This window comes from Stenotrophomonas sp. 05L413 (assembly GCF_056397945.1).
This window is the reverse complement of sequence record NZ_JBFTOL010000005.1, coordinates 83,774-96,790: the sequence shown is the minus strand read 5'-3', so window position 1 is coordinate 96,790 and position 13,017 is coordinate 83,774. Positions and strand designations below refer to the sequence as shown.

Sequence of the window (13,017 nt, the reverse complement as noted above, 5' to 3'; positions counted from 1 at the left end):
CGCCATCCCGGAGAGAAGGACAGGGACGGGCGCGATACAGGTGGCGGCAGGCGCAGCACGGTCAGAACTTGTAGCGCAGGCCGAGGTAGTACTGCCGCCCGGTATGCGTGTAGCGGTCCGGCAGCGACAACGCCGAATCGACATAGCGCTCATCGGCGGTGTCGAGCAGGTTGATCGCTTCGAAGGTCAGCGAGAGGTTCTTGTTGACCTTGTAGGACATGTTGAAATCCACGTTCTCCACGCTGTACTTGCCCTGCACATCAGCCGTGGCGAACTGGTTGCCGTCCAGGTCCCACACGTTCTCCTGCGACAGGATGGTGCTGATGTACGCGTCGCGGTAGCTGGTGGAGACGCGGGCGCTGAAGCGGCCGTCGTCGTAGTACAGCGTGGCGTTGTACGAGTTCGGCGAGAGATTCAGCAGGTCGTTCTCGGTGTAGGTGGTGACGATCGTGCTGCCGGTGCCCGAGCTGAACATGTACTTGATCTTGGATTCGACGTGCGTGTAGTTCAGCTGCACGCCGAAGTTGCGCCAGAAGCCGGGCAGGAAGCTGAAAGGCTGCTGGTAGGACACCTCATAGCCCTTGAGCGGGCCGCCCGGGGTGTTGAAGTAGCTCTGCACGTTGAACACGGTGTCCGGGCTGAAGCCGGTCGGCAGCAGATCCAGCGAGTAGCCCATGTCCGCCCAGGTGGTGAGCAGGCGGGTGCGCTGCACATAGCTCTCGATGTCCTTGTAGAACACCGCGGCCGACAGCAGCGCGCCTTCGTCGAAGTACCACTCCGCGCTCAGGTCGTAGTTGGTCGAGCGGAACGGATCGAGCTTGGGATTGCCCAGGTTGATCGAGTAGCTGCGGTCGTCATCGAAGTAGGCGGTGGGACCACCGCTGACGCTCGGCGACAGGTTGGACAGGGTCGGGCGGGCCATGGTCTTGGCCGCGCCGAAGCGCAGCACGAAGGTATCGCTCAGGTCCCAGGCCAGGTTCAACGAGGGCAGCCAGTCGTCGTACTTGTGGCCGACCCTGGTGCCGACCTGCAGGCGCTCGCCGGGATCGGCAGTGGCGCTGGCCACGCCGAAGAACGGCTCGCACGCCGAGGACAGATCATTGGCGTTGGTGGCCGTGCACGGCGCATAGCCATCGGCGGTGATGCGGGTCTGCACGTAGCGCACGCCCAGGTTGCCGCGGAACGCGCGGCCCAGCAGGTCGGTGTTGAAGTCCAACTGCAGGTAGCTGCCGTAGCTCTTCTCGTTGACGTCGAAGTTGTTGTTGGACGCCCCGAAGTGACCGACGCTGGCCAGGCGGTAATCACCGCCGAGCGTGCCGGTGTTGCAGTTGCAGTAGATGTCCAGCAGCTTGGCGATCTGGTTGAAGTCCGGCACCAGCCACGCGTTGGGCAGGTTGCCGTCCATGCCCTTGCCGAAGCCGCTCAGCGTGTTGCTCAGGTCACCCACGCCCACACCGGCCGGCAGCGCCTGCGAGAGGCGCCCGTAGCTGATGTTGCGGTACTCCTGCGTGCTCATGTCGTAGTCCTTGTAGGCCAGACCGCCGCGCAGGGTGAAGGTGGGATTGATGTTGAACGTGAGGTCGACCTTGGCCGTATCGAAGGCGTTGTCGACGTACTGCGGGTTCAGACGCACTTCGCTGATGTTGCCGCCGCGCGCCGTGCCGTTGGCATTGACCGGCGTGCTGCCGTAGCCCAGCCACTTCCAGTTATCCACGGCGTTGAGATCAAACGGGAAGGACATCGCAGGCACCTTGCCGTTGCGCATGTCCAGCACGAAGCCATCGAGGTTGCTGTTGTCGAAGCTGACCATCGAGAAGACGGGCCGCTCGTAGTTGGATTCGGAGTGGCCGATCACCGCATCCAGGCGCACCGCGTCGTTGAAGCGGTGTTCCAGGTTCAGGCTGAACTGCTTGAACTCGGTGCTCTCTTCAATCGCGGTGGACTCGGTGCGGAAGTCGACGTTGTCGAACACGCCGTAGGTCAGGCGGTTCTGCTCATCGGCCTGTGCTTCGCGGACCACGATCTGGGTCTTGCCGCCGTACTGCGCGGTGCGGTGCAGGTTGGCGCCGATGGAATCTTCGCGCACGTTCTTGTCGAGCTTGGAGTACAGCATGTCCAGGTTGAGCTGAGTGTCGTCGCTGACCTTGAACTGCAGCGCGCCGGTGACGCCCAGGCGCTCGATCTCATGTTCGGTGCGGATATAGCGCGGGTAACGCGGGATCCAGGCGTTGGTCGCGGTCTCGTAGGCGGCGATGTTCTCGGCCGTCGCAGCGGGGCGGTCCAGGCCGGGGCCGCAGTGGGTGGCATCGATGCCGTAGCTGCCCCAGCCGTTGCTGCGCGCCTGATTGGCGGCGCTGCCGACACCGGCGGCGGTCTCGTTGGCCAGCGGATTGCGCGGCGTCTGCGGGTTGTAGCCGGCCGGGCTGCAGAAGCCGTAGGTGCCGTTGTTGGCCGCGGTGCTCTGGTTGGAGTTGCGGTAGTTGCCGTGCTCCCAGCGGACCGGGTTGTAGCCTTCCTCGAAGATGGTGCGCTTGCTGTAGGCCACCGACATCAGCGCGCCGACGCGGCCGTCGGCCCAGGTGTTGCTGATCAGCCCGGAGATGCGCGGGTCTTTGTTCCTGGACAGCTCGTTGTAGCCGTACTGGCCGCCGAGCGATGCCTGGAAGCCCTCGAAATCGAACGGGCGCGAACCGCGCAGATCGACCGTGGCACCCAGCGAGCCCTCGTCGGTCTGCGCCGACTGGGTCTTGTTGATCTTGACCCGGCTGAACAGCTCCGAGGCGAAGGTATTGAAGTCGAAGCCGCGGCTGCGGTTGACGCCGGTGGTGCCGCTGCCGGCGGTGGACAGCGCTTCCAGACCGTTGATGCGCACGCGGGTGAAATCCGAGCCCAGGCCGCGCACGGAGATCTGCTGGCCTTCGCCACCTTCGCGATCGATCGAGACGCCGGCGATGCGCTGCATCGACTCGGCCAGGTTCAGATCGGGGAACTTGCCGATGTCTTCGGCGTAGATCGCATCGACCTGCTCGACGCTGTAGCGCTTTTCATCCAGGGACTGCTGCAGGCTTTCGCGGTACGTCGCTTTGACCTCCACTTTGTCCAGATCCACTGCATTGAGCGAGGCGGCCGCTTCGGGCGTCTGCTGTGCCGCGGCGATGCCGGCCACGCTCTGCAGCGCGAACGCGATTGAGACTGCAAGCAAGGTAACCGGTGTCTTTTTACGGGTGTCGAGCCGATCCATCGTGTGTAACCCCCTCCCAGGGTGCGCCGCCATGCGACTTTGATGTTGATGAGTCATGACGTCCGGCCTCCCCCGGAGCGTCTGTCGCGCATTGCCGCGTGACACCGCTGGTCATCCGAAACGTAACAAACCCTTCACGGGGCGGCATCTTGCGCCGCAGCAGCGTGCGTGTGCTGGCGAGGGTCGGGGGATGGCAACGATGGCGGCGTGCGCGCAGCCGGCGGCGTGATCGCTCACGCCGCCGGTGGGTACGGCCGTTGAATCAGAACTTGTAGCGCACGCCGAGCAGGAACTGGCGGCCGGTTTCGGTGTACTGCAGCGGCAGGCGACCGGTGGCCGGCGAGTAGACCCACTCGTCGGAGGCTTCGTTGGTCAGGTTGATGCCTTCCAGGCTCAGTTCGAGCTGGTCGCTGATCGTGTAGCGGATCGAGGCATCGAGGACCGTGGTGCCGGTCATGCCGTGATAACCATCGAGGTTGAAGCCGGTTTCCGTACCCGGTGCCTGGGTCAGGTAGTCATCGCGGTTGGTCGCCGAGACACGGCCGGAGAAGACCTTGCCTTCGTAGAACAATGTGGCGTTCCAGGAGGACTTGGACAGACCGGTCAGGTCGGTCTTCATCACCGGCTGGCCCGCGGCGTTGAGGTACTGGATCTGCGATTCCACCCAGGTGTAGTTCAACTGCACGCCGAGGTTGGACCACTTGCCCGGCAGGAAGGTGAACGGCTGGGTGTAGTTGGCTTCCACGCCGTGCAGTTCACCACCCGGGGTGTTGACCGGCCGGCTGTAGGTGAAGTCATCCGTGGGCGAGGCGCCGGTGCCGATCAGCAGCGAGGCAGGCAGGCCGCTGTCAGAGTACGGACGCACTTCGCGGGTGGTCTGCACGAAGCTCTCGATGTCCTTGTAGAACAGACCGATGCCGGCCATCGCGCCTTCGGCGAAGTACCACTCGAAGCCGAGGTCGACGTTGGTCGCGCGGATCGGCTCCAGGTCCGGGTTGCCGCTGGAGATGGTGCGTGCACCACCGGCCACGGCCACCGTTGCGCCAGGCGTCAGGCTGCCCAGGCCCGGGCGGCTCATCACTTTGGCCGCGCCGAGGCGGATCAGGAAGTCCGGGCTGACTTCGGCCACCAGGTTGAACGAGGGCAGGGTGTCGTTGTAGGTGCGGTTTTCGGTAGTGGCGACCGTACCGGTGGCCAGCGTGGACAGGCCGGTGGAGCTCTGCTTGGTGCGCACGTAGCGCACGCCCACGTTACCCGACAGCGGCAGGCTGCCCAGTTCGGTGGAGAACTCGCCCATCAGGTAGGCACCGCGGTCCTTCTCTTCGACGCTGCGCACGTTGTTGGCACGCGGGGCGACGGCGAAGATGCCGCTGTTGCTGTAGATGTCGAACTGATCGGCGATGGCGTTCAGATCCGGCACCACCCAGTTGGACGGGCTGCCGTTGATACCCTTCAGGCCGGCCTGCGCGGTCATGTCCACCGGCACGATCTTGGTGCCATCGGCGAAGTTGGGCACGGCCAGCTCGCTGGCGCGGCGCAGTTCGGTGGTCTTGAAGGTGTAGTCCTTGGCCAGCACGCCACCCTTCAGGCGGAAGCCGGGGCTGATGTTCCAGTTGAAATCCAGCTGGCCGGTATCAAAGTCGTTGTCCACGTACTGCGGACGCAGGCGGATCTCGGCCAGTTCCCAGCCGGCCGGGTTGGTCGGGTCGATACCGTAGTTCAGCGTCGGGAACCGGCTGTTGCCCCGGTAGTCGTAGCTGTAGTTGTCGACGTCGTACTTGTCCATGATGACCGTGGTCTGCACCGGGTTCTCGTGCTTGGAGCGCGAGATGCCGATCTTTCCGGACAGGGTGAAGTCGTCACCGAAGCGGTGCTGGCCGTTGAGGCTGAGCTGCTTGAACTCGGTGCTCCACTCGTCGTGACGGTTCTCCGAGCGGATGTCGACGTTGTCGAACTCGCCGTAGACCAGGGCGTTGTTTTCGATCACGCCGTTCTTGACGATCATCGACGGCTTGCCGTCGCGGTCGGGGCGACGCAGCGCGCCGGTGGCCGAATCGCGGTTGCGGCTGAAGGAAATCGCCTCGATGTAATGTTCATCGCGGGTGGCGTCGATCTTGGAGTAGAGCGCATCCAGCGAGAACTCGGTGGCGTCGCTCGGCTTCCACTGCAGGGTACCTGTCACGCCCAGGCGCTTCTGCTCATGTTCCATCTGCACATAGCGCGGGAAGCGCGGGTGGTAGACATCGGCCGAACGCGCCGCGGCGAACGGCGAGGTGGCGCTGAAGCCGCCGTTGCTGGGGCCATTGGCCCAGCGGCCGGTGTTGGAGCCTTCCTCCAGCGCCTGGCGCTCGGAATAGGCCACCGACAACAACGCACCGAAGGTGCCATCGGCAAAGGTGTTGGAGATCAGTGCGGCCATGCGCGGGTCGGCCTTTTCGGCCATCGCGTTGTAGCCGGCCTGGCCGCTGGCGGCGAAGGTGAAGCCGTCATAGTCGAACGGGCGCGCGGTGCGCAGGTCGACCGTGGCCCCGAGCGAGCCTTCCTCGACATCGGCCGAGGCGGTCTTGCGCACCAGCAGCTGCGAGAACAGGTCGGAGGCGAACACGTTGAAATCGAAGCCACGGCCGCGGTTGGTGCCGCCGCTCTGGTCACCGGCGCCGACGGTGGTCAGCGCTTCCATGCCGTTGATGCGCACGCGGGTGAAGTCCGGGCCCAGGCCACGCACCGAGATGTTGCGGCCTTCGCCGGCCTCGCGGGTGATGACCACGCCGGGGATGCGCTGCAGCGATTCGGCCAGGTTCAGATCCGGGAACTTGCCGATATCCTCGGCGACGATGGCATCGACCACGCCGGCTTCGCCGCGCTTGATGTCCAGCGCCTTCTCGACACTGGCGCGGTAGCCGGTGACGGTGACGGTATCCAGGTCGGTGGGGTTGGTGCCCGCATCCTGGGCCAGCGCGGTACCACTCAGCGCCAGGCCGATCGACAATGCCAGCAAGGTAACCGGTGTCTTTTTCTGCGTGTTCTGGACTTGCATGTTTTCCCTCTCCCAAGGTGCTACATGAAACAGCTATCCAACGACATGTCAGTGCAATGACACCGCTGGTCAGGGCGGACGTTAACAGCCCGTTACTGATCCGGCATCTTGCACCGCAGCAGACCTTGAATGTCCCGCAGACGCTTGCAGGACAATGGTTCCGACATTCGGGACAGGTGGACGGGGCGGCGTCCATCGCTAGAATGACACCGCTAGCCATTGCTGCGGGGCGTCCTTGCGGCGTCCGCAGCCCTCACAAGGATCCAGGACCATGAGTCGTGTTGTCTGTTTCGGAGAGTTGTTGCTGCGCATGAGCGCACCCGGCCGCGAGCTGCTGCTGCAGCGCGGCCAGCTGGCGGTCCAAGCCGGGGGCGCGGAGGCCAACGTCGGTGTCTCGCTGGCCCATCTTGGGCATGCGGTGGCGGCGGTCAGCACGGTGCCGGCGAACCCGTTGGGCGAGTTCGCGCTGGGCGAGCTGCGCCGGCATGGCGTGGACACCAGCGCCGTGCGCCGCACCGACGGCCGCATGGGCCTGTACTTCCTGACCACCGGCGCCGTGCAGCGCGCCAGCGAAGTGGTCTACGACCGTGCCGATTCGGCCTTCGCCAACAGCAGCGCCGCCGATTACGACTGGGACACGCTGCTGGCCGGCGCCGACTGGCTGCACCTGTCCGGGGTCAGCCCGGCGCTCAACCCGGCCATGGCCCAGGCCACGCTGGCCGCGGCCCGTGCGGCATGCGCGCGGGGCGTGAAGGTCTCCTTCGACGGCAACTTCCGCCCGTCGCTGTGGGCGCGCTGGCAGGGCGATGCGCCCGGCATCCTGCGCGAGCTGTTCGCCTGCGCCGATCTCGTCTTCGCCGACTACCGCGATATCGGCGTGGTGCTCGGCGGGGAGTTCGAGCAGGCCGATGTGCGTGAGCGCGTCGACGCGGCCGCGGCGCAGGCCTTCGCCGCGTTCCCGCGGTTGCAGTGGATGGCCTGCACGCAGCGCACGCCGCACAGCGTGGACAACCACGCACTCGGGGCGATGCTGATCGGCCGCGACGGCACCCGCGCGGTGGCGCCGACCCGCGAGATGATCGGCATCGTGGACCGCATCGGCGGTGGCGATGCCTTCGCCGCCGGCATCCTGCATGGCATGATGCGCGGCTTCGCGCCGGACGCGATCGTGCGTTTCGGCCTCGCCGCAGGCTGCCTGAAGCACTCGATCCCCGGCGACTTCAACCCTGTCAGCGAGGCTGACATCATGGCCCTCACGGGCGAGGAGCGATTCGATGTCCGGCGCTGATCCGCGCGTACGCGCAGTCCTGAAACTGGCCCCGGTGATTCCGGTGTTCACCCCGGAAAACGTCGACGATGCCGTCGAGGTCGCACGCGCACTGTTCAACGGCGGCCTGCCGGTGATCGAAGTGACGCTGCGCACGCCGATGGCGATGGACGCGATCCAGGCGATGGTGGAGGCGGTGCCCGATGCCGTGGTCGGCGCCGGCACCGTGCTGACCGCCGCGCAGATGGAGAAGGTCAAGCAGGTGGGCGGGCGCTTCGCGGTGTCGCCGGGCGCGACCCCGCGCCTGTACGCCGCCGCCCGCGATACCGATCTGCCGTTCCTGCCGGGCGTGGCGACCTCGTCGGAGCTGATGCTCGGCCTGGAGCACGGCCTGGATACCTTCAAGTTCTTCCCGGCCGTGCAGGCCGGCGGCGCGGCCATGCTGTCGGCATGGAACGGCCCCTTCGGCGATGTGCGCTTCTGCCCGACCGGCGGCATCAGCGCGCAGACCGCACGCGATTTCCTGCACCTGCCCAACGTGCTGTGCGTGGGCGGGTCCTGGCTGACCACCCGGGCGCTGTTGCAGGCCAGGGACTGGGCCGGCATCGAGCAGCTGGCGCGCGATTCGGCCGCGCTGGTCGGCTGAGCCCACACGGCCTGCCGTCTCAGTGACGGCGGGCCGTCGCCCCGACACGGCGATACAGCGTGCTGCGGCTGATGCCCAGCGCGCGCGCCGCCTGGGCGACATTGCCATGGCTCGCGCGCAGTGCCTCGCGCATCGCGGTTTCGGTCATCGCCTCCAGCCCCTCGGCCGCGGACGGCATCACCGGGGCAGGCGCGGCCTGCAGATAGGCCGGCAGCATCGCGTGCCGGATCACCTCACCCGGATCGCTCAGCGCCACCAGCGTGCGCAGGCAGGAACACAGCTGCCGCAGATTGCCCGGCCAGGCATACCCGGCCAGCGCCTCCAGCGCCGCGCTCGCCAGTTGCCGGCCCTGGCCGAGCCGTTGCCACAGCCCCTGCACCAGCGCCACGCGTTCGGCGTGCTCGCGCAGGGCCGGCAGGCGCACGCTGTGGTCGGCGATGCGGTAGTAGAGGTCGCTGCGGAAGTCACCGGCGGCCATCGCCTGATCGAGATCGCGGTGGGTAGCGCAGATCAAGGCGAAATCCAGTTGTACCGGCTTGCCGCCACCCAGCGGTGACAGCGTGCGCTCCTGCAGGACGCGCAACAGGCGCGGCTGCAGCGCCAGCGGCATATCGCCGATCTCATCAAGGAACAGCACGCCGCCCTGGGCCTGGCGCAGCAGGCCGGTATTGCCGCTCTTGCGCGCCCCGGTGAAGGCACCTTCCTCGTAGCCGAACAGCTCGGCTTCGATCAGGCCTTCCGGCAGCGCCGCGCAGTTGACCGCCACGAACGGTTTGTCGGCACGCGTGCTGCGCCGATGCAGTTCACGTGCGAACACCTCCTTGCCGGTGCCGGTCTCGCCCTGCAGCAGCACGGGCAGCTGCGCATCCAGCACGCGGCAGGCGCGCTCGAGCACCTGCTGCTGGGCCGCGTCGAACAGGGGGCTGGCATCCGCCCGCACCGCCGCTGCGGCGGCACGCGCGGGTGCGGCGGGGGTCGGACGCGCGGGCAGCGGCGAGCGGACCGTGGCGCCGCCGGCAGGGCTCACGTGGCCGTACAGCGCGCGGCCCTGGCGATCCACCAGCGCGCCGTCATCATGCAGCCGTGAGAGTGGACCATCGAACAGCGCCTCGTAGGGCGCCCTGCCGATGTCGCCGTGGTCCAGCCCGAACAGGGCCAGCCCGGCACGGTTGGCGGCCACCAGGCGGCCATTGCGGAAGCCCAGCACGCCTTCGCGCGCGGTACCGAGCAGGCCGGCGTCGTGATGCAGGCGGACCACCTCGCAGTCGCCCAGTCCCGCCTCGAAGTAGCGGTGCTCGATATGCGCCACCGCCTGCCGTGCCAGCACGCGGGCGTGCAGGTGCTGCTGGCGCGCGTCGCCGGAGATGTCGAGCACGCCCACACGCTGCCCGTACGGATCGAAGATCGGTGTTGCCGAACAGGTCAGGATCGCGTGCGGCGCGAAGTAGTGCTCGCCGCCACGTACCTCCACCGAGCGACCTTCGACGATGGCGGTGCCGATCGCGTTGGTGCCCACCGTGGTTTCATCCCACCGCACGCCTGGCATCAACGCCACCCGCCCGGCTTTGTCGAGGAAACCCGGGTTGCCCTCCGCATCCAGGATCCAGCCGGCTTCGTCGGTCAGCAGCGCGATGCTGCCGGTCGCGGCGATGTCGGCGGCCAGGCCATCCAGCTCCGGTCGCGCCAGCCGCCACAGCGTTTCCTGGCGCTGGCGCAGCTCGCGCAGGCGGGCGTCCGGCAGCGGTTCGACCTCCGGCTGTGCATCGACCGATAGCCCGCCGCGCTGGCAGCGCTGCCACGACTGCAGGATGGTGTCGGGCACGCTGCCGACCGGCGCCGCGCCACGCTCGAAAAAGGAGCGTCGCGCATTGCCGACACGGTGCTGGAGCGGGAGCTGGGACACCTGGATTCTCCAGTGTCGCAATCTGCGACAGTTGTAGCGGGGCCTGTTCCGATAAACACCACACCCGGCGTTACCGTGCAATGACTGGCCGTGGTGCACCGCATCAGTTTCCGAGCCCCGCTCCAATCGGTACGCCGGGTGACGCCTTGCCGCACTGCACCACACGGAACCTGGCATCGTCCTTGCGCCATGGAACAGACCCTTATCGGGCCTGTCCACCGCCATCCGGAGATGCACCATGAATGCCGTCACGTCTGCCAAGCCGCACGCCACCGACCCGCAGTCCATCTTCAAGCCGCGCTACGGCAACTACATCGGCGGGGAGTGGGTGGCCCCGCGCAGCGGCCAGTATTTCGAGAACACCACGCCGGTGACGGGCAAGGTGTTCACCGAGGTCGCCCGTTCCAACGCCGAGGACATCGAAGCGGCGCTGGACGCCGCCCACGCGGCCAAGACCGCCTGGGGCCAGACCTCGACCACCGAGCGCGCCAACATCCTCAACCGGATCGCCGACCGCATCGAAGAGAACCTCGAGCTGCTCGCCCATGCCGAAACCTGGGACAACGGCAAGCCGATCCGCGAAACGCTCAACGCCGATGTGCCGCTGATGGCCGATCACTTCCGCTACTTCGCCGGCGCGGTGCGCGCGCAGGAAGGCAGCCTGTCGGAGATCGACAAGGACACCATCGCCTACCACTTCCACGAGCCCCTCGGCGTGGTCGGGCAGATCATCCCGTGGAACTTCCCGATGCTGATGGCGGCCTGGAAGCTCGCGCCCGCGCTGGCCGCCGGCAACTGCGTGGTGCTCAAGCCGGCCGAGCAGACCCCGGCGTCGATCCTGGTGCTGATGGAGGTGATCGGCGATCTGCTGCCCAAGGGTGTGCTCAACGTGGTCAACGGCTTCGGCGTGGAGGCGGGCAAGCCGCTGGCCTCCAACCCGCGCATCGCCAAGATCGCCTTCACCGGCGAGACCACCACCGGCCGCCTGATCATGCAGTACGCCAGCCAGAACCTGATCCCGGTGACGCTGGAACTGGGCGGCAAGTCGCCGAACATCTTCTTCGCCGATGTCATGGCCGAGGACGATGACTTCCTCGACAAGGCCGTGGAGGGTTTCGTGCTGTTCGCCTTCAACCAGGGCGAGGTCTGCACCTGCCCCTCGCGCGCGCTGATCCAGGAATCGATCTACGAGAAATTCATGGAACGTGCGCTCACGCGCGTGGCCGCGATCAAGCAGGGCAATCCGCTCGATCCCAACACGATGGTCGGTGCGCAGGCCTCCTCCGAGCAGCTGGAGAAGATCCTTTCCTACTTCGACATCGGCCGGCAGGAAGGGGCGCAGGTGCTGATCGGCGGTGAGCAGGCCAAGCTGGAGGGCGACCTGGCCGGCGGCTTCTACGTGAAGCCGACCGTGTTCAAGGGCCACAACAAGATGCGCGTGTTCCAGGAAGAGATCTTCGGGCCGGTGGTCTCGGTGACCACGTTCAAGACCGAGGAAGAAGCCCTGGAGCTCGCCAACGACACCCTGTACGGCCTCGGTGCCGGTGTGTGGAGCCGGGACGCCTCGCGCCTGTACCGCATGGGCCGTGGCATCCAGGCCGGGCGCGTGTGGACCAACTGCTACCACGCCTATCCGGCGCATGCTGCGTTCGGTGGTTACAAGCAGTCGGGCATCGGCCGCGAGAACCACAAGATGATGCTCGACCACTACCAGCAGACCAAGAACCTGCTGGTCAGCTACTCGCCCAAGAAGCTGGGCTTCTTCTGAGCCTGCCCCGGGCTTGATCCCGATCAAGGCGCCGGCATGCGGCCGGCGCCACAGTGCTGTCATTGGCCATCCACGGAGATCCACGCATGAACAAGACCATGAAGGCCGCTGTTGTCCGCGAATTCGGAAAGCCGTTGCGTATCGAGGAAGTCGAGGTGCCGCGTCCGGGGCCCGGCGATATCCTGGTGAAGATCGAAGCCTGTGGCGTGTGCCACACCGACCTGCATGCGGTGGACGGGGACTGGCCGGTCAAGCCGAACCCGCCCTTCATTCCCGGCCACGAGGGCGTCGGCCACGTGGTCGCGGTCGGCGCCGGGGTCAGCCATATCCGCGAAGGCGACCGTGTCGGCATCCCGTGGCTGTATTCGGCGTGCGGCTACTGCGAGCACTGCCTGGGCGGCTGGGAAACGCTGTGCGAAGCGCAGCAGAACACGGGTTACTCGGTGAACGGTGGCTTCGCCGAGTACGCGTTGGCAAACGCTGCGTATGTCGGGCTGCTGCCCAAGGGCGTGGGCTTCATCGAGGTGGCGCCCATCCTGTGCGCCGGCGTCACGGTCTACAAGGGCCTGAAGGTCACCGATACCAAGCCCGGCCAGTGGGTGGTGATCTCCGGCATCGGCGGGCTCGGCCACATGGCCGTGCAGTACGCCAAGGCGATGGGCCTGAACGTGGCCGCGGTGGATATCGACGACGGCAAGCTCGCCCTGGCCGAGCGGCTGGGAGCGACGATCACCGTCAACGCGCGCAACACCGATCCGGCCGCGTTCCTGAAGAAGGAGATCGGCGGGGCACACGGGGCGCTGGTCACCGCGGTCTCGCCGAAGGCCTTCGAGCAGGCACTGGGCATGGTCCGTCGCGGCGGCACCGTCTCGTTGAACGGCCTGCCGCCGGGCAACTTCCCGCTGGATATCTTCGGCATGGTGCTCAACGGCATCACCGTGCGTGGCTCGATCGTCGGCACCCGTCTGGACCTGCAGGAATCGCTGGAATTCGCCGAGCAGGGCAAGGTGGCCGCGACGGTGACCAGCGATTCGCTGGAGAACATCAACGACATCTTCGCGCGCATGCAGGCCGGCAAGATCGAAGGCCGCGTGGTGCTGGACATGAGCGCGTAAGCACACGGCGCGCTGCCGAGCCATCGGCAGCGCCTGTTTC

General features: G+C 66.7%; 7 protein-coding genes. 4 read left to right on the top strand and 3 right to left on the bottom strand.

Annotated elements, in window-relative coordinates; all coding sequences use genetic code 11:
* Positions 1–61 precede the first annotated feature (61 nt).
* Both AC1DIQ_RS12470 and AC1DIQ_RS12465 read right to left on the bottom strand, forming a co-directional pair.
* A complete protein-coding gene (locus tag AC1DIQ_RS12470) occupies positions 62–3,241 on the bottom strand; it encodes a TonB-dependent receptor (RefSeq protein WP_478050134.1) in 3,180 nt (1,059 codons plus the stop codon).
* Between the two features lie 262 nt (positions 3,242–3,503).
* Complete coding sequence (locus AC1DIQ_RS12465; RefSeq protein ID WP_121043795.1) at positions 3,504–6,278, bottom strand: TonB-dependent receptor; 2,775 nt, start codon at positions 6,276–6,278, stop codon at positions 3,504–3,506.
* 271 nt (positions 6,279–6,549) lie between these two features.
* On the opposite strand from AC1DIQ_RS12465, the gene AC1DIQ_RS12460 reads away from it, so the two are divergent.
* Entirely contained in the window at positions 6,550–7,566 is a 1,017-nt protein-coding gene (locus tag AC1DIQ_RS12460; RefSeq protein WP_478050133.1) for a sugar kinase, read from the top strand.
* Complete coding sequence (gene eda / locus AC1DIQ_RS12455; RefSeq protein ID WP_088435287.1) at positions 7,553–8,191, top strand: bifunctional 4-hydroxy-2-oxoglutarate aldolase/2-dehydro-3-deoxy-phosphogluconate aldolase; 639 nt, start codon at positions 7,553–7,555, stop codon at positions 8,189–8,191. Before AC1DIQ_RS12460 ends, eda begins: the two co-directional genes overlap by 14 nt.
* A 19-nt stretch (positions 8,192–8,210) precedes the next feature.
* Here eda and AC1DIQ_RS12450 read toward each other — a convergent pair whose 3' ends face one another.
* A complete protein-coding gene (locus AC1DIQ_RS12450; protein WP_478050132.1) occupies positions 8,211–10,094 on the bottom strand; it encodes a sigma-54-dependent Fis family transcriptional regulator in 1,884 nt (627 codons plus the stop codon).
* 238 nt (positions 10,095–10,332) lie between these two features.
* On the opposite strand from AC1DIQ_RS12450, the gene adh reads away from it, so the two are divergent.
* Together adh and adhP are read left to right on the top strand one after the other, a co-directional pair.
* Positions 10,333–11,862, top strand: coding sequence for an aldehyde dehydrogenase (gene adh, locus AC1DIQ_RS12445; RefSeq protein WP_282260119.1), 1,530 nt, complete (start codon positions 10,333–10,335; stop codon positions 11,860–11,862).
* A gap of 86 nt (positions 11,863–11,948) precedes the next feature.
* A complete protein-coding gene (gene adhP / locus AC1DIQ_RS12440) occupies positions 11,949–12,977 on the top strand; it encodes an alcohol dehydrogenase AdhP (protein WP_046272245.1) in 1,029 nt (342 codons plus the stop codon).
* Positions 12,978–13,017: the final 40 nt, after the last annotated feature.

Coding starts and splice junctions, on each gene's coding strand:
- AC1DIQ_RS12470 (WP_478050134.1), bottom strand. CDS start 3,241: ATGGATCGGCTCGACACCCGTAAAAAGACACCGGTTACCTTGCTTGCA.
- AC1DIQ_RS12465 (WP_121043795.1), bottom strand. CDS start 6,278: ATGCAAGTCCAGAACACGCAGAAAAAGACACCGGTTACCTTGCTGGCA.
- AC1DIQ_RS12460 (WP_478050133.1), top strand. CDS start 6,550: ATGAGTCGTGTTGTCTGTTTCGGAGAGTTGTTGCTGCGCATGAGCGCA.
- eda (WP_088435287.1), top strand. CDS start 7,553: ATGTCCGGCGCTGATCCGCGCGTACGCGCAGTCCTGAAACTGGCCCCG.
- adh (WP_282260119.1), top strand. CDS start 10,333: ATGAATGCCGTCACGTCTGCCAAGCCGCACGCCACCGACCCGCAGTCC.
- adhP (WP_046272245.1), top strand. CDS start 11,949: ATGAACAAGACCATGAAGGCCGCTGTTGTCCGCGAATTCGGAAAGCCG.